The 20,343-nt window shown below is 66.4% G+C and carries 20 protein-coding genes and 1 tRNA gene; 11 read left to right on the top strand and 10 right to left on the bottom strand.

Annotation, left to right across the window (positions count from 1 at the left end):
- Positions 1–282 precede the first annotated feature (282 nt).
- Positions 283–1,221, bottom strand: a complete 939-nt coding sequence (locus AC1DQR_RS25690) for a pirin family protein (protein ID WP_416047888.1) — start codon at positions 1,219–1,221, stop codon at positions 283–285.
- Positions 1,222–1,916: 695 nt separating this feature from the next.
- Here AC1DQR_RS25690 and AC1DQR_RS25685 point away from each other — a divergent pair.
- Genes AC1DQR_RS25685 through AC1DQR_RS25670 form a run of 4 tightly spaced genes read left to right on the top strand, consistent with a single transcriptional unit; the run spans position 1,917 to position 5,451 of the window.
- On the top strand, positions 1,917–2,633 hold the full coding sequence (locus tag AC1DQR_RS25685; protein WP_174423121.1) for an ABC transporter permease: 717 nt from the start codon (positions 1,917–1,919) through the stop codon (positions 2,631–2,633).
- Between the two features lie 37 nt (positions 2,634–2,670).
- Positions 2,671–3,615: a glycine betaine ABC transporter substrate-binding protein gene (locus tag AC1DQR_RS25680; RefSeq protein WP_416047889.1), complete on the top strand. Its 945-nt coding sequence runs from the start codon at positions 2,671–2,673 to the stop codon at positions 3,613–3,615.
- A 10-nt stretch (positions 3,616–3,625) separates the two neighbouring features.
- The gene (locus AC1DQR_RS25675) at positions 3,626–4,273 is read left to right on the top strand and encodes an ABC transporter permease (RefSeq protein ID WP_183036068.1); all 648 of its coding nucleotides are present in this window, start codon (positions 3,626–3,628) and stop codon (positions 4,271–4,273) included.
- A 2-nt stretch (positions 4,274–4,275) separates the two neighbouring features.
- Positions 4,276–5,451, top strand: coding sequence for an osmoprotectant ABC transporter ATP-binding protein OsmV (locus AC1DQR_RS25670; protein ID WP_183036069.1), 1,176 nt, complete (start codon positions 4,276–4,278; stop codon positions 5,449–5,451).
- Positions 5,452–5,519: 68 nt separating this feature from the next.
- Here the strand turns inward: AC1DQR_RS25670 and AC1DQR_RS25665 are convergent, their stop codons facing one another.
- Both AC1DQR_RS25665 and AC1DQR_RS25660 read right to left on the bottom strand, forming a co-directional pair.
- Entirely contained in the window at positions 5,520–7,097 is a 1,578-nt protein-coding gene (locus AC1DQR_RS25665) for an aldehyde dehydrogenase (NADP(+)) (protein WP_477134024.1), read from the bottom strand.
- A 209-nt stretch (positions 7,098–7,306) separates the two neighbouring features.
- On the bottom strand, positions 7,307–8,053 hold the full coding sequence (locus AC1DQR_RS25660) for a FadR/GntR family transcriptional regulator (RefSeq protein WP_416047891.1): 747 nt from the start codon (positions 8,051–8,053) through the stop codon (positions 7,307–7,309).
- Between the two features lie 228 nt (positions 8,054–8,281).
- On the opposite strand from AC1DQR_RS25660, the gene gudD reads away from it, so the two are divergent.
- The 4 genes from gudD (at position 8,282) to AC1DQR_RS25640 (ending at position 12,155) form a co-directional block, all read left to right on the top strand.
- On the top strand, positions 8,282–9,640 hold the full coding sequence (gene gudD, locus AC1DQR_RS25655) for a glucarate dehydratase (protein ID WP_416047892.1): 1,359 nt from the start codon (positions 8,282–8,284) through the stop codon (positions 9,638–9,640).
- 154 nt (positions 9,641–9,794) lie between these two features.
- On the top strand, positions 9,795–10,748 hold the full coding sequence (locus tag AC1DQR_RS25650; RefSeq protein WP_416050447.1) for a Bug family tripartite tricarboxylate transporter substrate binding protein: 954 nt from the start codon (positions 9,795–9,797) through the stop codon (positions 10,746–10,748).
- 147 nt (positions 10,749–10,895) lie between these two features.
- Positions 10,896–11,285, top strand: coding sequence for a hypothetical protein (locus tag AC1DQR_RS25645; protein ID WP_416047893.1), 390 nt, complete (start codon positions 10,896–10,898; stop codon positions 11,283–11,285).
- A gap of 129 nt (positions 11,286–11,414) precedes the next feature.
- The gene (locus AC1DQR_RS25640; protein WP_416047894.1) at positions 11,415–12,155 is read left to right on the top strand and encodes an HD domain-containing phosphohydrolase; all 741 of its coding nucleotides are present in this window, start codon (positions 11,415–11,417) and stop codon (positions 12,153–12,155) included.
- 21 nt (positions 12,156–12,176) lie between these two features.
- Here AC1DQR_RS25640 and AC1DQR_RS25635 read toward each other — a convergent pair whose 3' ends face one another.
- Both AC1DQR_RS25635 and AC1DQR_RS25630 read right to left on the bottom strand, forming a co-directional pair.
- Positions 12,177–12,458, bottom strand: a complete 282-nt coding sequence (locus AC1DQR_RS25635) for a hypothetical protein (RefSeq protein WP_416047895.1) — start codon at positions 12,456–12,458, stop codon at positions 12,177–12,179.
- Between the two features lie 207 nt (positions 12,459–12,665).
- Positions 12,666–12,755: transfer RNA gene (locus AC1DQR_RS25630), tRNA-Ser, on the bottom strand.
- A 277-nt stretch (positions 12,756–13,032) separates the two neighbouring features.
- Between AC1DQR_RS25630 and AC1DQR_RS25625 the strand changes: the two genes are divergently transcribed.
- Positions 13,033–13,557: an outer membrane lipoprotein gene (locus AC1DQR_RS25625; protein WP_174428000.1), complete on the top strand. Its 525-nt coding sequence runs from the start codon at positions 13,033–13,035 to the stop codon at positions 13,555–13,557.
- A gap of 74 nt (positions 13,558–13,631) precedes the next feature.
- Here AC1DQR_RS25625 and hemW read toward each other — a convergent pair whose 3' ends face one another.
- The 5 genes from hemW to AC1DQR_RS25600 all read right to left on the bottom strand — a co-directional run bounded on the left by hemW (position 13,632) and on the right by AC1DQR_RS25600 (position 18,509).
- Positions 13,632–14,882, bottom strand: a complete 1,251-nt coding sequence (gene hemW, locus AC1DQR_RS25620) for a radical SAM family heme chaperone HemW (RefSeq protein WP_416047896.1) — start codon at positions 14,880–14,882, stop codon at positions 13,632–13,634.
- Positions 14,879–15,496: an RdgB/HAM1 family non-canonical purine NTP pyrophosphatase gene (gene rdgB / locus AC1DQR_RS25615; protein WP_416047897.1), complete on the bottom strand. Its 618-nt coding sequence runs from the start codon at positions 15,494–15,496 to the stop codon at positions 14,879–14,881. Before rdgB ends, hemW begins: the two co-directional genes overlap by 4 nt.
- Before the next feature lie 13 nt (positions 15,497–15,509).
- A complete protein-coding gene (gene rph / locus AC1DQR_RS25610; RefSeq protein ID WP_416047898.1) occupies positions 15,510–16,229 on the bottom strand; it encodes a ribonuclease PH in 720 nt (239 codons plus the stop codon).
- Positions 16,230–16,369: 140 nt separating this feature from the next.
- Positions 16,370–17,284: a PP2C family protein-serine/threonine phosphatase gene (locus AC1DQR_RS25605; RefSeq protein WP_477134023.1), complete on the bottom strand. Its 915-nt coding sequence runs from the start codon at positions 17,282–17,284 to the stop codon at positions 16,370–16,372.
- Between the two features lie 172 nt (positions 17,285–17,456).
- On the bottom strand, positions 17,457–18,509 hold the full coding sequence (locus AC1DQR_RS25600) for a serine/threonine protein kinase (protein ID WP_416047900.1): 1,053 nt from the start codon (positions 18,507–18,509) through the stop codon (positions 17,457–17,459).
- A gap of 179 nt (positions 18,510–18,688) precedes the next feature.
- Between AC1DQR_RS25600 and AC1DQR_RS25595 the strand changes: the two genes are divergently transcribed.
- A complete protein-coding gene (locus AC1DQR_RS25595) occupies positions 18,689–19,630 on the top strand; it encodes a YicC/YloC family endoribonuclease (RefSeq protein ID WP_150986275.1) in 942 nt (313 codons plus the stop codon).
- Positions 19,631–19,635: 5 nt separating this feature from the next.
- Positions 19,636–20,289 (top strand): guanylate kinase, encoded by a 654-nt coding sequence (gene gmk / locus AC1DQR_RS25590; RefSeq protein ID WP_043344606.1) that lies wholly within the window; start codon positions 19,636–19,638, stop codon positions 20,287–20,289.
- Positions 20,290–20,343: the final 54 nt, after the last annotated feature.

Here is a 20,343-nt window from a genome sequence, read left to right as displayed (position 1 = left end):
GGATTATATAAGTGTGTGGGGTTCGGACGACCTGGTCAGGCCAGTTTTCTCGGCCCCGCAACGGATACAAGCAGGTTGCAAGTCGCATGCCGGGCATGTTGGGCGGGTGCGCGGGAGGCCGGGCTGCCGAGGGCGGCTAGCATGGCCGATTGACGCGAAACTGGCGTGCAGTTTGCGAAAAGTGGGGGGAGCGAAGGGAGAGGGCGGGGGCCGGGGCCGGGCGCCCCTGCCAATGCCGGAACGAGGGGCGGCGCGATGCCGCCCCCGATGGCTCACAGCGTGTCAGGCGCCGTTGCTGACCGCAATCTGGTTGAAGCGGCCTTCGCGGAAATCGGCCAGGGTCTGGTAGATCTCCTCCTGGGTGTTCATCACGAACGGCCCATATTGCGCGATCGGCTCGCCCAGCGGCTTGCCCGCGATCAGCAGGAAGCGTGCATCGGCCGTGGCCGTGACATTGACCCCGTCAGCGCCGGCGGCGTTGTCCAGCACGCCCATGCGCTGCGCTTCCAGCACCGCGGCGTTGCTGCCCGCGCCGACCGCAATCTCGCCGCGATAGGTGTACAGGAAGGCGTTATGCCCTTGCGGCAGCGCTTGCGAGAAGGTCTGCCCCGCCGGCAGCGAGACGTCCAGGTAGAGCGGCTCCGTGACCGGGCGCGTGACCGCGCCAGCCACCCCGTGCGAGGCGCCCGCCAGCACGCGCACCGTGGCGCCGCCCGGCAGCGCTACCGTGGGCACGGCGGCGGCCGGCAGGTCGCGGTACCAGGGCGCCGTCATCTTGTCCGCGGCGGGCAGGTTCAGCCACAGCTGGAAGCCTTCCATGCGGCCGTCTTCCTGCTCGGGCATCTCCGAGTGCACCACGCCGGCGCCAGCCACCATCCACTGCGCGCCGCCGTTCTCCAGCAGGCCCTCGTTGCCGGCGCTGTCGCGATGGCGCATGCGGCCGGCCAGCATATAGGTGATGGTCTCGAAGCCGCGGTGCGGGTGGTCGGGGAAACCGCCGATATAGTCATCGCGGCTATCGGTGCCAAACGCGTCCAGCATCAGGAACGGGTCCAGGCGGCGCTGCAGGTTCTGCGTGAGCACGCGGGTGAGCTTGACGCCGGCGCCGTCCGAGGTGGCGATGCCGCGCACCACGCGGTCGACCGCGCGCGAGCGTTGCACGGTTTCCGTGGCGGTGGCCGGGACGGTGGGGGCGGTAGGGATGGCAGTGCGTTGTTCCATGATCGATCTCCTGTTGGCTGGGGATGGCGGCAATGGCGCGCGGCCCCAAAGGCTACCCTCGTAATTTAAGGGTTTGGGCCAGAACCGGTAGAGGCCATCCAGGCAAAAGATTGTTCTGCCCATGGTACGGATGATCCCTCGTGGGACTTCAATTCTGGAACAACGCGAGTGGTGCCGGGATGCCAGGCGAAGCCTGATAAATACGGCCAGAAAGTGGTGCGAAAGCGCGGGGATGGCGTAATGATGACAAGATCGCTGTAGTTGGGTATAATAGCGCTCTCGTTGTCATCCGATGCTGCGTAATCAAGTCGGGCTGACAGGGTCCGGGCAGGCGTTTTTGAGTGCCGCCCCAACTCCTTGCCTGCCCAAGCGTGGCACCGGCCGATTGATCCGGCGGCGCGTCGGAACCACCAAATTTGCGCTGCCACTGGCCTCCCGTTCCTGCACCTTGCAGCGGGTTGCGCCGCTCCCGGGACTCCCGCCCTTACCGGCACGGTGTCCTTTCAATTGGGTTTCCCGCTCTCCAGCGTGAAACCCGGCGCCCGTCCACCGGCTCATCTGCCGGTCATGGCGGGCAAGGCAATCTAGTCAGGGCCGGCGGGCCCCCATTTGCACCCGCCTGAGCCCACTTTGTTCGTCCGTCAATCCGGATGTGGTTTCTCGTGCCCACATCTGGCATGCGGACAGAGGGGAATATGTCCAAGCAATCCGTACAGGCGCTGGCCTGGGGATGTCTCACGCTCGCTGCGCTGGCCGCTCTGGTCACCTGGATCGGCGTGGATGTCATCCTGCAATATCAGGACCGTCTGTGGTACGACGTTGCCGACCACTTGCGTCTGGTGGCGTGGTCGATGGCGCTGGCGCTGGTCACCGGCATCCCGGCTGGCATCGGCCTGAGCCGTCCATGCATGCGCCGCTGGGCCGACCGCCTGATGCAGGTCTTCAATATCGGCAACACCGTGCCATCGCTAGCGGTGCTGGCCCTGGCCCTGGCCGTGCTCGGCATTGGCGAGCGGCCCGCCATCCTGGCGCTGTGGCTGGCTTCGCTGCTGCCGATCGTGCGCAATACCTGTGAGGGCTTGCTCGGCGTTTCCCCGGCACTGACCGAGGCCGCGCGCGGCCTTGGCATGACCGCCATGCAGCGCCTGTTCCGGGTCGAGCTGCCCAACGCGCTGCCGGTGATCCTGGCGGGCGTGCGCATCAGCCTGGTGATCAATGTCGGCACGGTGCCCCTGTCCTTCCTGATCGGCGCCAACAGCCTGGGCGAATTGATTTTCCCCGGCATCTACCTGAACAACCAGCCCCTGCTGTTGCTGGGCGCCGCGGCGACCGCGCTGCTGGCACTCGCCCTCGATGGCCTGTTTGCCGCCGCCGGCTATTGCTACCTGCGCCGCCGCGGGCTGGCGCGCTAAGGCGCGCAGGGGCGCACCGAACATGAAGGAGAAACCGATGCATTTCATTACAAGCGCCCTGGCCCGCGCGGGCCGCGCGGCCCGTGGCCAGGCACGCATGCTGGCGAGTGTCGCCGTGCTTGCCGCAGTGGCAGCCATGGCGCTGCCGGCGCACGCCGACACCGTTCGCGTAGGCGGCAAGAACTTCACCGAGCAGCTGATCCTGTCGTCGATGACCACGCAGTACCTGCAGGCCAAGGGCTTCACCACCGAGCTCACCGCCGGCCTGGGCAGCACGCTGATGCGCCAGGCCATGGAAAGCGGCCAGCTCGACGTGGTGTGGGACTACACCGGCACGGCGCTGATCGTGTTCAACAAGGTCGAGGAAAAGCTCGGCGCTGGCGAGAGCTACGAACGCGTCAAGACGCTCGACGCCGCGCGCGGCCTGATATGGCTCGACGCCTCCGGCATCAACAACACCTATGCGCTGGCGATGCCGAGAAAGCGTGCCGAAGCCGCTGGCGTGACCACGTTGTCGGCCTTTGCCGAGAAGATGCGCGCCGCCGGCGAGGGCACCGCCCATCCGTTCGCGGTCGACATGGAGTTTGCCGCGCGTCCCGACGGGCTGGAACCGCTCAAGGGGCTCTACAAGCTGCCGTTCTCGCGCCGCGACGTGATCCAGCTTGATCCCGGGCTGGTCTACACCGCGCTGAAGAACGACCAGGTCGAACTGGGTCTCGTCTACACCACCGATGGCCGCGTCAAGGGCTTCGACCTGGTGCTGCTGGAAGACGACCAGCACTTCTTCCCCGCCTATAACGCGGTGCCCGTGGTGCGCAAGGCAACGCTGGATGCGCATCCCGAGCTCGCGGGCCTGCTCAACGCGCTGGCGGCCCGGCTCGACAACGCGGCCATGACCGAGATGAACTACAAGGTCGATATCGACCAGCAGCCGGTCGACAAGGTGGCGCAGGAATTCCTGCGTGGCCACGGCCTGATCTGAAGAGGGCGGCATGGACTTGCTGACTTACCTCCAACACAGCTGGCCGACGCTGCTCAAGCTCACTGGCCAGCACCTGGCGCTGGTGGGGTCCGCGGTGGGCCTGGCGATCGTCGTCGGCGTGCCGCTGGGCATCCTGTGCGCGCGCTTTCGCTTTCTCGCCACGCCGCTGCTGACGCTGGCCACCATCGTGCTGACCTTGCCGTCGATCGCGCTGTTCGGGCTGATGATCCCGATCTTCGCACGCTTTGGCCACGCGCTGGGCTACGTGCCGGCGGTGACCGCGGTGTTCCTGTATTCGCTGCTGCCGATCATGCGCAATACCTGCGTGGCGCTCACCAATGTCGACGACGGCATCCAGGAAGCCGGGCGCGGCATCGGCATGACCACCTGGCAGCGCATGCGGCTGGTGGACCTGCCGCTGGCCGTGCCCGTCATCCTCGGCGGCGTGCGTACCGCCGTGGTGATGAACATCGGCGTGGCCACCATTGCCGCCATCATCGGCGCGGGTGGCCTCGGGGTGCTGATCCTGCAAGCGATCAGCCAGAGCAACATGAGCAAGCTGGCGATCGGCGCGGTGCTGGTCAGCGTGCTCGCCATCGTGGCCGATGCCTGCCTGCAGTGGTTGCAGCGGGCGCTGACACCGAAAGGAATTCGCTGAACATGATTGAACTCGACCAACTCACCAAGACCTTCAGGCAAAAAGACGGCGCCGAAGTGCGCGCCGTCGATGCCGTTTCGCTCACTGTGCCCAAGGGCGAGATCTGTGTCTTTCTCGGCCCCTCGGGCTGCGGCAAGACCACCACGCTCAAGATGATCAACCGCCTGATCCAGCCCAGCTCCGGCCGCGTGCTGATCGACGGTGAGGACACCTCCCGCGTGGACGAAGTCACGCTGCGCCGCAAGATCGGCTACGTGATCCAGCAGATCGGCCTGTTCCCCAACATGACCATCGAGGAGAACATCATGGTGGTGCCGCGGCTGCTGGGCTGGGACAAGAAGCGCAGCCGCGAGCGCGCGCGCGAGCTGATGTCGATGGTGCAGCTCGACCCCGGCAAGATGCTCACACGATATCCGCGCGAACTCTCGGGCGGGCAGCAGCAGCGCATCGGCGTGATCCGCGCGCTGGCGGCGGATGCGCCCGTGCTGCTGATGGACGAGCCGTTCGGCGCGGTGGACCCGATCAACCGCGAGAGCATCCAGAACGAGTTCTTCCTGATGCAGCGCCAGCTCGGCAAGACCGTGATCATGGTCTCGCACGACATCGACGAGGCCATCAAGCTGGGCGACCGCGTGGCCGTGTTCCGCGGCGGCAAGCTGGTGCAGTTCGACCATCCCGACGCACTGCTGGCGCGTCCGGCCGACGATTTCGTGCAAGCGTTCATCGGTCACGACAACACGCTCAAGCGCCTGCTGCTGGTGCGCGCCGGCGATGCCGCCACCATGGCGCAAACCTGCAGCCCCGGCATGCCGCTGGCGCAGGCGTTCGCCATCATGGACGAGGCCGACGTGCGGCACCTGCCGGTGGTGGATGATGCGCAGCGCGCGCTGGGCTATGTCACGCGGCGCGATGCGCGCGCGGGGCAGGGCATGTGCGCGGATGCGATGCGGCCATTCATGGCGACCGCCGCGTTCGACGAGCACCTGCGCATCGTGCTCTCGCGCATGTACCAGCACAACACCAGCTGGCTGCCGGTGGTCGATGCCGATGGCGTCTACCTGGGCGAAGTCACGCAGGAGTCGATCGCCGACTATCTCAGCTCGGGCCGCTCGCGCGGGAATGCGCCGGTGATCCAGCCGCCGCAGGCGCCGGCTGCCATCGAGCGCATTGCTGCGTAATGCTCAGCTAGCGCGAGAGAAAAAGGGCCGGAATTTCCGGCCCTTTTTCCATGGTTGCGCGCGCGGGATTAATCGCGGGCCAGTTGCCCGTCGGTGAGGCGCCACACGTTCAACGGGTTGCCATCCTGCAGCGCGGGCGGCAGCAGTTCCGCCGGCACGTTCTGGTAGCACACCGGGCGCAGGAAGCGCTCGATGGCGGAGGCGCCGACCGAGGTGGCGCGCGTGTCGGACGTAGCCGGGAACGGGCCGCCGTGCACCATGGCGTACGACACTTCCACGCCTGTCGGATAGCCGTTGAACAGCACGCGCCCTGCCTTGCGCTCGAGCACGGTCAGCAGGCTGGCGGCCTCGGCACGATCTCCCGCATCCGCTTGCACGGTGGCGGTCAGCTGGCCTTCCAGGCGGCGCGCCACCGTCAGCATCTCCTCATGGTCGCGGCATACGACCAGCACCGAGGATGGGCCAAACACTTCGGCTTCCATGCGGCGGTCCGCAAGGAAGCGCGCGGCCGTGGTTTCGAACAGCGCGGGGCGGGCCTGGTTGGGGCCGCTGGCGGCCTGGCCACTGCCGATGCGGCGCAGCCCTTCGATATCGCTGAGCTGGGCCACGCCGTTGTCGTAAGCCTGGCTGATTCCGGGCGTCAGCATGGTCGCCGCCGCCTTTTCCGCCAGCGCCGCAACCGCGCCCTGGCGGAACACGTCCAGCGCCGGGCTTTCCACTGCCAGCAGCAGGCCGGGGTTGGTGCAGAACTGGCCTACGCCCATCACCAGCGAATCCACCAGATTGCGCGCGATCTCCGCGCCGCGCGCGGCCAGGGCTGCCGGCAGCAGGAACACGGGGTTGATGCTGCTCATTTCCGCATAGACGGGGATCGGCTGGGGACGGCTGTTGGCCGTCTGCACCAGCGCCAGGCCGCCGCTGCGCGAGCCGGTGAAGCCCACTGCCTGGATCGACGGATGCGCGACCAGGGCCGTGCCCACGGCAACGCCCGCGCCCACCAGCAGCGAGAACACGCCTTCGGGCAGACCGGCATCGGCCACGGCCTTCTGGATCACGCGCCCGACCAGCTCGGAGGTGCCGAGGTGAGCGGAGTGCGCCTTGACGACGACCGGGCAGCCGGCCGCCAGCGCGGATGCGGTATCGCCGCCGGCTACCGAAAACGCGAGCGGGAAATTGCTGGCGCCGAACACCGCCACCGGGCCGACCGCGATCTTCTGCAAGCGCAGGTCGGGGCGTGGCGGCGTGCGTTCCGGCAGGGCGGAGTCGAGTGTGGCAGATTGCCAGCGGCCATCGCGCAGCACGCTGGCGAACAGGCGTAGCTGGCCGGCGGTGCGGGCACGCTCGCCCTGCAGACGCGCAATCGGCAACGCGCTCTCGGCGTGGGCGCGCTCGATCAGCGTATCGCCCAGGGCTTCCAGGCCGCTGGCGATCGATTCCAGGAACCTGGCGCGGGTCTCCGGCGAGGTGTTGCGGTAGGTGTCGAACGCGGCTTCGGCCAGTGCACAGGCACGCTCGGCCTCGGCGCCGCCGCCGCCATGGAATTCCGGTGCCAGGACTTCACCCGTGGCCGGATTGGTGGCAAGGAGGATCTTGGTGGTGCCGCGCACTGCGCTGGCGCCGATCAGCATTTCGCCGGTAATGGTCATTAGCGTTTCCTGCTTTTCAACTGCAATCAAGTGGGAGTGCGCCATAGCTTGCGCTTGAGGCGGCGCGTATGTGGTCCCGGGCTGACACGCGGGACGCATAAATGGGGATATGGCCTCGCCGCGCTTTATTGTAAGACATCCTACAACATGAGGCGCTCGTCGGGCAAGCAGGAAATCCCGGATCCCGCCGGGATGCGCCGGCAGCGGCCCTAGCCGGCTTCCACCGCCGCCGACGCCTTGCGCAGGCGTTCGCGGCTGTTGGTCAGGTGCATGCGCATGGCGGCCTTGGCGCCTTCGGGGTCGCGCCGCTCGATGGCGTCAAAGATGTTCTCGTGCTCGATATTGACGCGCTCAAGGTACTGCTCCCGCTCCTGCGCGCTGACATGCAGCCGGCTGCGCGGGATCACCATGGTGCCGAGGTGGCCCATGATGTCCGTGAAGTAGCGGTTGCCGGTGGCCCGCGCGATCAGCAGGTGGAACTCGAAATCGGCACTGACGGAATCCTCGCCGCCCGCCGCCGTGCGCTTGAGCTCGTCGAGCGCGCCACGCATTGCCGTCAGTTGCTCCTCACTGCGCCGCGATGCTGCCAGGCTGGCCGCCTCGGCTTCCAGGCTGACGCGGAATTCCAGCATGGCCAGCACGTCCATGGCAGTGCCCATGGTGGCGGGATCGATGCGAAAGGGCGAGCCGTTCTCGGCGCTGCGCGCCAGCACGAAGGTGCCGATCCCATGGCGGGTTTCCACCAGCCCGCTGGCCTGCAGCCGCGACAGCGCTTCGCGCACCACGGTGCGGCTGACGCCGAGCGCGGCCATGATCTCGGACTCGGTCGGCAGCTTGTCGCCCGGCTTGAGCTGGCCTTGCTGGATGCGCTCGCTCAGGTTGCTCACCGCCTCTTCGGCAAGCGTACGGCCGCGGCGCCGCAGCGGGGGAGTGGAGGCAAACATCGGGTTTGACATGGTGATGGGCTGGGACTTGACCGGATCGCAATGGCCTCATTATACTGCGTCGTAAGTTATATGACGACCGATAACAGGTGTCTCCCGCCGCATTGGCTGTAGCCGCCACTTTGGGACCTGGCAAGCACCGCACACAAGGATCCGGCAGCAGCCGGCGCATCCAACCCGAGACAACCCGCAAGGGCCGGCAGCCAACGCGGCGAGCCGCTCTTCCTGCTGGAGTTCAACATGACCCAATCATCCCTTTGCGCCGCGCCCATGGCAGGCACGCCCGTCATCACCGAGCTGACCGTCGTGCCGGTGGCCGGCCACGACAGCATGCTGATGAACCTGTCCGGCGCGCACGGTCCGTTCTTCACCCGCAATATCGTCATCCTGAAAGACAGCGCGGGCAATACGGGCGTCGGCGAGGTGCCCGGCGGCGAAGCGATCCGCCAGACGCTGGAGGATGCGCGCGAACTCCTCGCCGGCCAGTCGATCGGCAACCACCAGGCGCTGCTCAATCGCGTGCGCACCGCCTTTGCCAGCCGCGACGCGGGCGGGCGTGGCCTGCAGACCTTCGACCTGCGCATCGCCATCCATGCGGTCACCGCGCTCGAGGCGGCGCTGCTCGACCTGCTGGGCAAGCATCTGGGCGTGCCGGTGGCCGCGCTGTTGGGCGAAGGCCAGCAGCGCGATGCCGTGGAGATGCTGGGCTACCTGTTCTATATCGGGGACCGTAACCGCACCACGCTCGCCTATCGCAGCGAGCCCGAGGCGGACGACGACTGGTTCCGCCTGCGCAATGAAGCCGCGATGAATGCCGAGGGCGTGGTACGCCTGGCGCAAGCAGCCTATGAGCGCTATGGCTTCAACGATTTCAAGCTCAAGGGTGGCGTGCTGCGCGGCGAGGAAGAGATGGAAGCCATCCTGGCGCTCGCCGAGCGCTTCCCCAAGGCGCGCATCACGCTGGATCCCAACGGCGCATGGTCGCTGGCCGAAGCCGTGCGCCTGTGCCGCGACAAGCATGGCGTGCTGGCCTATGCCGAAGATCCTTGCGGCGCGGAAGAGGGCTACTCGGGCCGCGAGGTCATGGCCGAGTTCCGTACCGCCACCGGCCTGCCCACTGCCACCAACATGGTCGCGACCGACTGGCGCCAGATGGGCCACGCGGTGCGCCTGCAATCCGTGGACATCCCGCTGGCCGATCCGCATTTCTGGACCATGCAGGGCTCGGTGCGGGTGGCGCAGATGTGTGCCGAGTGGGGCCTGACCTGGGGCTCGCACTCGAACAATCACTTCGATATTTCGCTGGCGATGTTCACCCACGTGGCCGCCGCCGCGCCGGGCCGCGTCACCGCCATCGACACCCACTGGATCTGGCAGGACGGCGAGCGCCTGACCAAGGCGCCACTGAAGATCGAGAACGGCAAGGTGGCCGTGCCGACGGAGCCGGGCCTGGGCGTGGAGCTCGATATGGCGCAACTCGCGCTGGCGCACGAGCGCTACAAGAACATGGGGCTGGGTGCGCGCGACGACGCCGTGGCCATGCAATTCCTGATCCCGGGCTGGACCTTCAACAACAAGGCGCCCTGCATGGTCCGGTGAGCCGCATCTGCGGCCCCCGCACGAATACAAGAAAACCACCAAGAACAAGGAGACAAACATGAACAAATTTGATGGCCGGCTGGCTGCCGCGGGCATGCTCGCCGCACCCGCGCGGCGCAAGTTCGGCCGGCTTGCCGCGGCCACGCTCGCCGCCATGGCGGCACTGGCCGCAGCAGGCGCCGTGACCAGTGCCGCGGCCGCCTCGCCGGCATGGCCCCAGAAGGCCGTATCCGTGGTGGTGCCGTTCCCTGCGGGCGGCTCCACCGATACCATTGCGCGCATGCTGGCGGTGCCGCTCAATGAAAAGCTGGGCCAGCCGTTCGTGATCGACAATCGCCCCGGCGCTACCGGGGCCATCGGCGCGACCATGGTCAAGCGCGCGCCTGCCGATGGCTACACCTTGTTGGTGGCATCGATCGGCGTCTATGCCGTGAACCCGTTCCTGCAAAAGAACCTGGGCTATGACCCGGCCAAGGACTTCGACCTGCTGACGGTGGCCGTGCGCGCACCCAACGTGCTGGTCACCAAGCCGGATTTCCCTGCGAAGAACTTGCAGGAGCTGGTCGCGTACATGAAGAAGAATCCGGGCAAGGTGGCGTTCGCCAGCTCCGGCGCCGGTTCGTCGGACCATTTGACGGCCGCGCTGTTCTGGCAAAAGTCCGGCACCGACGGCCTCCACGTTCCTTATAAGGGTGGGGCGCCGGCCATCTCCGACCTGCTCGCCGGCCAGGTGGACGTCTCGTTCCAGAACGTCAACGCGGTGCTGCAGCATATCCGCAGCGGCAAGCTCAAGGCGCTGGCGGTGACCGGCGACAAGCGCTCGGCGGTACTGCCGAACGTGCCCACCATGGCGGAGGGCGGCGTGAAGGACGTGGACGTGTATTCGTGGCAAGCCGTGGCCGCGCCGCACGGGCTGCCGAAGGACGTCAAGGCGAAACTGCATGCCGCGCTGGTCGGCTCGCTCAACGAGCCGCAGATGCGCCAGAAGCTGGCCGAGAACGGCTTCGAGGTGGTCGCCAATACGCCGGAGCAGTTCGAGCAGTTCGAGAAGCAGGAGCTCCAGCGCTGGAAGGGTGTGATCGAGGCGGGCAAGATCAGCATCGATTAAGTACGCGGCATCAGCGCAAGCATTGCTCTTTGCCCCGCCCGCGTGCGGGGCGTTTTTATTGGCGTGAGCGGATTCGGGCGCGGGCCGTTGCGACCTGATAGGCTAGCTCTACGCGCGCTTTGCGCGGCCGCACCGCCGACGCCTTCCATGATCCGCTTCTGCAAATCGCCCTTTTGTCTGCTGATAGAAACAAAGTCACGATGGCTGATTCCGCGCGGCTTCGACGGCTTCGCGCCGGGGCCGCTGATCCTGGTGCGGCCGGGCGTGAGCCAGGCGCTGATCGAGCATGAAAAGGTGCATGTGCGGCAATTCTGGCGTTCAGGCGGCCTGATGGGCGTGCTCTACCTGGCGAGCCCGCGCTGGCGCCTGCGTTTCGAGCTGGAGGCCTACCGCGAGCAGCTCAGGCATTGCGAGCCCGGCGCCGCGCATCATTTCGCGCGCATGCTGGCGCGGCACTATCGGCTGGATATCTCGCAGGAGCAGGCGTATCGCCTTCTGACGGCGCCGGGCAGGCCGGCAATCCCGGGAAAAACCTGATTCGCCAGGGATTTTGCCGCAAGCACGGGTTGGCAGGGGCATGCGCTCCGGTACATCGAGCACAAGCCATCCGGCGCGGAAGGCCGCTACCTGTATGTCGACACTTCCCTGAAGGTCCTCAAGCAAGCCATGCATCCCGAGTATGCGGCGAGCTTCGATCCGCGCGCGCGGCATTGGTACCAGCGCGCGCTCGCCAATGGCGGGCTGGTCAGCACGACACCCTATGCGTTCTACTCCAGCGGGAAAACCGGCACGACGCTGGCGATCGCCGCCAGGGGCGGGCACAAACCAGGAACCCAGGCTCAGGCAGGTGCGCGAGCTGGGCAATCCGGTACTCACCCGCCTGTCCGGCCTGATCCCGGCGCTGGCCGGGACACCGAGCCTGCATACCTGGTCGACGAGGATGTCTTGCAGCCGGCCTCGGCGAGGAACCAAAGCCTGTCCGACGTGACCGGTGCGCTCGAGAAGATCCCTCAGGGCATTGCACTCACACTGATCCAGGAGGCCATCCGCGATGGCCTGGCCCAAACTGGCCAGCTTGAGATCGCGGGCGGGCACCACGAAAAAATGGATGGGACGGGTTACCCGAAGCGCTTGAAGGGCGAGGAGATGAGTCCCCTGGCAAGGATGATGGCGATTGCGGACCTCTTCGAGGCGCTGACCGCGCCGGATCGTCCCTGCAAGAAAGCCAAGACGCTGTCCGAGTCCATCCACATCATGTCATGCATGAAGCGGGACCAGCACATCGATCCGGATCTGTTCGAGTTGTTTCTGGTATCTGGCGTCTATCGTGACTATGCCGCGCAGTTCATGAACAAGGAGCAGATCGATCACGTGGATATCGGGCGCTATGTGCAATCTGCAATCTGAATTGACGCGCTGATCCCGGTATCAGCGTTTCCAGGTGATCGGCGCGGTGATCGAGCAGGCTGTCACCTTGCCGTACCAGGTCCTGCTGGTAGTGAGATGGATGCTTTGCTCGGTCACGGGTTCGATCTGCCGCTGCCGGCGCTCGGCCAGGCTGTTGGCCACGCTGGCAAGCGCTGCCTTGCACTGCGCCGCGGCCGTGCTGGAGCGCACGGTGAGCTGCGCGTAGCGATAGTTGACCAAGAGCGTGAAGCCATCCGCGGTGTAGGTGGTGGTGTACTCGGTGTCCGTGTCATACGTGGACATTTGCAGGCCAGCATAGGGCGCCGGCGCTGGCGTGGTGCATGCTGCCGCTGCGAGGCAGGCTATTGCCGCCAACGCCTTCGTGGATTTCAATTGCGATCTCCGATGATTCCTTCGAGGGACGCGGGGGGCATCTTGCGCTCGTGTACGGTGGAGGGGGGCGGGCAGCGGAAGCACGTAACCCGCAGATCTTCATGCGGCGAGGAAATCTGGCGGAAGCGGTGAGATTCGAACTCACGGATGGGTCACCCCATCGGCAGTTTTCAAGACTGCTGCCTTAAACCACTCGGCCACGCTTCCGGAAAGGAATGGCAGGCATTGTAGCGCGAAGCGGGGGAGGCCCCGGCCCGAGCGGCATGCTGCCTTGGACGCCGGCACGACGGCCAGCGCCGCGCATTATAGCAAGTGCGGGGACGCGCGGCAGCATGCGGCGTGCAAAGTTGTTTTGTCGGTGTTCGTCGGACACGACGGAACCTTCGTTTCGTCTGACTGATCCTAATATGCTTGAGGGGGCGCATGCCGATGCGCCGCGCCTCCCTCGTTCCACGCATTTGCAATCACTTGAGGAGAACAACTGATGAACGGCAAGACTCTGTTGAGCGTGGCGGCGGCCGCCGCGGTGGTTGGCTTGGCGGGTTGCGCAGCGCCCGGTGGTGGTTATGGCGGCGGCTATGGCGGTGGCTACGGCGCGCCGCAGCAACCGGCATACCAGGCACCGCCCCCGCCCCCGGGCACCAATACCTACCAGGCACCTGCAAACTCGGTGTTCTACGGCCGGGTGGAATCGATCGAGCCGGTGACTACTCAGCAAAGCAGCTCGGGTTTGCTCGGCACGGTGATCGGCGGCGTGGCCGGCGGTTTGCTGGGCCACCAGATCGGCGGGGGCACCGGCAATACCATCGCCACCATCGGCGGCGCGGTGGCGGGCGGCGTGGCGGGCAACCAGATCGAGAAGCGCGCGGGCAGCAGCACCGATACCGTGTATCGCGTCAACGTGCGGCTGGACGATGGCCGCATGGCTACCGTGACGCAGCGCAACGTCAGCAATCTGCGCATCGGTTCCCGCGCCCAGGTGGCCAACGACATGGCGACGCCGTACTGACCGGCATTGCCGGGCGATCAGTGAAACGGCCACCCTCGGGTGGCCGTTTCACTGATTGGGGCGTGGCGTCGCGATCAATCTTTCAGGAACATCTCCTGCAGGTCGTTCAGGAAGCGCCGCCCAAGCTCGGTGGGCTTGATGGTGGCCAGATCCGCTTCCAGCAGGCCCTTCTTTTCGGCGGCGGCCAGGTCGCGGCTGATGGTGTGCAGCGGCAGCCCGGTGTGGTCGAAGAACGTGCTGGCCGGCACGCCGTCAGTGAGGCGCAGCGCGTTCAGCATGAACTCGAAGGGCAGGTCGGCGGCGCCGACATCGTGCTGCTCCTGCACCGCGTTGCCGGCCATGGCCTGCGCCATATACGTGGCGGGATGCTTGTGGCGCATCTGGCGCAGCACCCGGTGCGGGAACGACAGCTTGCCGTGCGCGCCGGCCCCGATGCCCAGGTAGTCGCCAAAGCGCCAGTAGTTCAGGTTGTGGCGCGCTTGCCGGTGCGGCCGGGCGTAGGCCGAGGTTTCATAGTGGACGTAGCCCGCCTGCGCGGTGCGCGCTTCGATCAGGTCCTGCATTTCATACGCGCTGTCGTCATCCGGCAGCGCCGGCGGGAACTTGGCGAACAGCGTGTTGGGCTCCAGCGTCAGGTGATAGAGCGACAGGTGCGTGGTGTTGAACGAGAGCGCCGTCTCCAGGTCTTCGGCGCATTCCGCCATCGTCTGGCCAGGCAGCGCGTACATCAGGTCGAGGTTGACGTTGTCGAAGTTGTCCAGCGCGATGCCGATCGCCGCGCGGGCTTCCGCGCCGCCGTGGATGCGGCCAAGCGCGGCAAGATGGCGGTCGTTGAAACTCTGGATGCCGATGGACAAGCGGTTGATGCCGCTGGCGCGATAGCTGGCGAAGCGCTCCGCCTCGAACGTGCCGGGGTTGGCCTCCATCGTGATCTCGGCGTCGGCGTCCAGCGGCAACAGCGCGCGGATATCCGACAGCAGCCGGTCCATGCCGGCGGCCGACAGCAGGCTGGGCGTGCCGCCGCCGATGAAGACCGTGTGCACCTGGCGGCCCCACACCAGCGGCAGCGATTGCTCCAGGTCGGCGCGCAGCGCGTCCAGGTAGGCGTCTTCCGGGATGTCGTGGCTGTCTGCCGCGCCGGGCACGGCATGCGAGTTGAAATCGCAGTACGGGCACTTTCGCACGCACCACGGGATATGCACGTAGAGCGACAGCGGCGGGGAGCCGGGCAGCGCGAGCTGGCCCGGCTGCAGCCACAATGACTTGGTATCGGCGGGGGCGCCGGCGCTGGCGCCCGTGGACGCCAGGGGAATGATCGGGATCATGGGCAGCCCGTACTGGGGCCGCTGGCCTGCAGGCGCTCGGTCAGCGCCTTGAGCGCGAGGGCGCGGTGGCTGACGGCGTTTTTTTCCTCGGCGCTCAGTTCAGCCGCGGTCTTGCCCAGGTGCGGCAGCAGGAAGTGCGGATCGTAGCCAAAGCCGGCGTTGCCGCGCGGCGTGTCGACCACCTCGCCGGCCCACACGCCCTCGGCGATTACCGGCCGCGGATCCTCGGCATGGCGCACCAGCACCAGCACGCAGTAGTAGTAGGCGTGGCGGTTGAGCTTGCCGGCCAGCTGCGAGATGAGGTGCGCGTTGTTGGCGGCATCGGACTTGGGCTTGCCCACGAGTTGCGCATAACGCGCCGAGTAGACGCCCGGCGCGCCATCCAGCGCGTCGACGCAGATGCCGGAGTCATCCGCCAGCGCGGGCAGGCCGGCCAGGCGGCTGGCGTGGCGCGCCTTGGTGAGGGCGTTCTCGACGAAGGTGGCGTAGGGCTCCTCGGCCTCGGCAATGCCGAGCTGCCCCTGCGGGATCACCTCGAAGCCGAGCGGCGCCAGCAGCGCGCCAAACTCGCCGAGCTTGCCGGGGTTGTTGGAGGCGAGGACCAGGCGTTGCATGGCGTTCACCGTATCAGGCCAGGCCCAGCGCGCGGCGCTGGTGCGCCACCAGTTCGGCGATGCCTTGCTCGGCGATGCGCGTCATCGCATCGAGATCGGTGCGGCTGAACGGCACGCCCTCGGCGGTGCCTTGCACTTCGACAAAGCCGCCGCTGCCGGTCATCACCACGTTCATGTCGGTGTCGCAGTTGCTGTCCTCGGCGTAATCCAGGTCGAGCACGGCCACGCCGTCCACCATGCCAACCGACACGGCGGCAACGAAGTCGCGGATCGGGCTGGCCTTGATCTGGCCGTCGCGCAGCATGGCGGAAACAGCGTCATGGGCGGCCACGAAGGCGCCGGTGATGGCCGCGGTGCGGGTGCCGCCATCGGCCTGCAGCACGTCGCAGTCCAGGTGGATGGTGAATTCGCCCAGCGCGGACAGATCGAACACCGAGCGCATCGCGCGGCCGATCAGGCGCTGGATTTCCTGGGTGCGCCCGGTCTGCTTGCCGCGGGCGGCTTCACGGTCCGAGCGCGTGTGGGTAGCGCGCGGCAGCATGCCGTACTCGGCGGTGACCCAGCCTTCGCCGCTGCCCTTCTTGTGGGGAGGCACCTTGGCCAGCACGCTGGCGGTGCACAGCACCTTGGTGTCGCCAAAGGCACTCAGGACGGCACCTTCGGCGTGACGGGTGTAGTGGCGGGTCAGAGCAATAGGGCGCAGCGCATCGGCTGCGCGTCCGCTGGGTCGCATGTGGGAGTTTTCTCGGAAATCGATTCAGGACCCGGATTTTAACGCCGCCGGGCTGTGCGTGCGCGTCCTGCGCCAACTCCCGCTGTGGGGGAGCGCGAATTCCCGCGCCATTGCGGCGCGGGCGGTACTTTAGCCCGGGCTCAGCGCATGAAATTGCTGGTCTTGTCGATCGCCGCGCGGATCTCGGCGATGGAGCGCTCGATCTCCTCCTCGGAGAGCAGGTCGGTATCGCCGCCGTTGTTCTCCAGGATCGAGGTGGTGAACGTGTTGAGCGGCAGGGTTTCGGTGGCGACTGAGTCCTCGTTGGACAGGTGGGCGTCGAGCTCCCACATCATGGCGATGGCTGTCGTGTTGTCGGCGCCGTCGCCGGCGTTGTGCAGCGCCTGCTCGATCAGGTCCGGGATGGCATGCACCACGGACAAGTTGGTGACCTTCTCGACCAGCAGTTGCTCTTCGATGCTGCCCCACAGCCCATCAGAGCACAGCAGCGCCACGTCGCCCGGCTCAAGCCGCAGCGGGCCGCCGATATCGATCAGCGGCAGGTTGGGCGAGCCCAGGCAGTTGTAGAGCTTGTTGCGCTCGGGGTGGTTGGCCACGTCCATTGGCAGCACGCGCTCCTGCTGCAGCAGGTTCTCGATCTTGGAGTGGTCGCGCGTGCGGGTCAGCAGGTTGCCCTTGCGTACCAGGTAGAGGCGCGAGTCGCCGGCGTGGGCCCAGTGGATCTGGCCGTTCTGGACCAGGCAGCAGACCACGGTGGTACGCGGGACGTCGGCCAGCTGGTTGGCTTCAGCGTAGCGATGAATTTCCCGGTGTGCCAGCATGATGGTGTCCTGCAGGAAATCGGCAGGATTGCGGATCGAGGGCCGGGCCTGGGCCTGGAACTGGCGTGCCAGGGTCTGCAGGGCTTGCTGCGCGGCGACTTCGCCCAGCGCGTGGCCGCCCAGGCCATCGGCCAGCACCATCAGCAGGGCATCCCGCGTGAAGCAATAGCCCATGCGGTCCTGGTTGATGCGGCGGCCGCCTTTTCTGCTTTCCTGGTAGACGGAGAATCGCATGGTGGCTGTAGGGGTCAGTTCTTGAGAGAGGGCGGCGTCATCTGCGCGCTCCACCGGCACAGCGTGCGGGCGGGCCGCGAGGCGACGGTTCTCATCATAGTTGTTATTGATAGCAGAGGGGGCGGAGGGAGAGGGGGCTGCGCACGACGCGGGGATGGCGCCATTTTGTGCTTTATTCGCCGCTCGTGCCGGCCTCCTTGGCCTGGATTGCCGCGGCTGGTTCCTCGCGCTTGCGCAGCAGCGTCAGGAACCGGCTTGCCAGGGGGCGCTCGGTGGCGGCCGTGGCTGCGGGCGCGGCCGCCTGCTCGCCTAGTGCATTGGTTTGCTCGCGCAACTCCTTCTGCAGCCGGAATACGCTCTGCGGCCGCTCGGAAGGGGGCAGGCGCAGACACCATTCGACCAGGTCCACCAGGCCGTCGGTATAGCTGGCGCGCAGCCGCGTGATGGAGTCCGCCATGCGGTCGTCCTTCTCGCGCTGGTTGGCCTCCTGGGGTGGCATGCCGGCCATGCACGCGTAGAGCGTGGCGCCAAGGCTGTAGATGTCGGTCCACGGGCCCAGCTCGGAATGCTTGCCGTAAAGCTCCGGCGCGGCAAAGCCCGGCGTGTACATGGGCTGAAAGCGCGCCGCTTCCATGGTCAGGATCTGGCGGGCGGCGCCAAAATCGAGCAGGATGGGCGATTCGTCTTCGCGCAGGTAGATGTTGCCGGGCTTGATATCCAGGTGCAGCAGCTTATGGATATGCACCTCGCGCAGGCCGCTCATCAGGTCGTGGAAGACCTTGCGGATGAAGTGTTCGCGCAGCACCTTGGCGCGGCCTTGCTGGCGCGCGTGCAGGATGTGTTCCTGCAGCGTTTTGCCCAGCTCGTAGTTCATCACCATGTAGACGGTGGAATTCTCGCGGAAGAAATTCACCACGCGCACCACGCTGGGATGCGAAATCTTCGCCAGCGAGCGGCCTTCCTCGAAGAAATACTTGAGCCCCAGCCGGAACGACGCCGCGCTTTCCTCGGGCACCACGGGGATCAGCTCGCCCGGTTGGCGGCGTGCCAGCGACGACGGCAGGTACTCCTTGATCGCGACAGGGGAGCCGGTCTCGTCGGTAGCGAGGTAGACGAAACTGAACCCCCCGCTGGCCAACTTCTTTACAATACGATAGTTGGACAGCAGCGTGCCGATGGGCAGCGGTGCGCTCTTCGGAGGTGATGCGCCCTTTGGCTCTGTCATAGGATTCGGGACCTTGAATGCCTCCGGATTGTCCTGACTAATCGAAGACTTGTAAAGAACACAATAGCGGCCATTTTGGCCTCTCTTTTCGGCGTTCAACCCGCGCGGTTGCGGGGCTGCCGGCTCCCCGGGGCTGTTTGAACCCATGCGGCCAGATGGCCATTTCGCGAGACTATTTAATGATCCACAGCATGACAGGCTACGGCCTGGCGACGCGCCAGGCGCCGCTGACGGACGCGCAAGGCGCGCCCACCGGCAGGACCGCATCCGTTTCGGTGGAGTTCCGCACAGTCAATTCGCGATTCCTCGACCTGTTTTTCCGGGCTCCCGAAGAGTGCCGCGCCTTCGAGCCGGCGCTGCGGGAAATGCTCATGGCGAAGCTGTCGCGCGGCAAGCTGGAATGCCGCATCAACCTGCAGCGCGCCGATGCCGGCGCTGGCGGCACCACGCTGGCGCTCAACGATGCCTTGCTGGCGCAGATCCGCTCGATCGAGGCCACGGTAGCCGCCACTTTCACGCAAGCCGGCTCGCTGCGCATGGGCGAGATCCTGCGCTGGCCCGGCGTGCTGGTGGAACCTGAGTTGTCGCAGGACGCCCTGCGCGAGGCCGTGACGGGCGCGGCCAAGGAAGCGCTGGGCCAGTTGCTGGAAGCGCGCCGCCGCGAGGGCGACGCGCTCAAGGCCACGCTGGACGAGCGCATCGAAGCCATGCTGGCCATCGTCGAGCGCCTCACGCCCACCATCCCGCAACTGATCGCCCATCACCAGGACAAGCTCACCGAGCGCCTGCAGGAAGCCTTCAACCTGGTAGCGCCCGGCGGCATGCCCTCGATGAGCCGAGACGAAATCGGCGAGCGCATCCGCCAGGAAGCCACGGTCTACGGCATCCGCATCGACATCGCCGAAGAGCTGTCGCGCCTGCAGGCCCACCTGAACGAAACCCGCCATATCCTCAAGAAGGGTGGGCAGGTTGGCAAGCGGCTCGATTTCATGATGCAGGAGCTCAACCGCGAAGCGAACACGCTGGGCTCCAAATCAGCGGCCAAAGAACTGGCCGATGCCGCCATGGAACTCAAACTGCTGATCGAGCAGATGCGAGAACAGATTCAGAACCTAGAATAATCATCATGAGTGAAACCTCGTCCCACGTCGCCATCGACACCGCCTACCCTGGCAACCTGTTCATGGTGGTGGCGCCTTCCGGCGCCGGCAAGTCCACCCTGGTCAACGCGCTGCTGGCGCAGGACCAGGCCATTCGCCTATCCATCTCGCACACCACGCGCGCGCCGCGTCCCGGCGAGCAGGATGGCCGCGAATACCACTTCACCACCGTGGACGCGTTCCGCGCGGCACGCGATCGCGGCGAATTCCTCGAGTGGGCGGAAGTGCACGGCAACTACTACGCCACCTCGCGGGTGTGGATCGAGCAACAGATGGCCCAGGGCAACGATGTGCTGCTGGAAATCGACTGGCAGGGCGCGCAGCAGGTGCACCAGCGTTTTTCCAACGCCATGGAGATCTTCATCCTGCCGCCGTCGCTGCAAGCGCTTGAAGAGCGCCTGAACAAGCGCGGCCAGGATGAGCCGAACGTGATCGTGCGCCGCCTGCTGGCAGCCGGCAGCGAGATGGCCCACGCGTCCGAGTCGGACTATGTCATCATCAACGAGGTTTTCGAGCAGGCGCTCGAACAGCTTCGCAGCGTCATCCGCGCTACCCGTCTGCGGTTTTCATCGCAAAAGGCGCGTCACGCCGACCTCTTCATCGAGCTCGGTATTCATTGATCCGGAGCGCGGCGGGAACGTTTCTTGCCGCGTGCTGTAAAATAGCCGGCATCG

Source organism: Cupriavidus sp. 05L411 (assembly GCF_056398045.1).
Note: the sequence above shows the minus strand (reverse complement) of the source record. Positions and strands in the feature narration are given on the sequence as shown.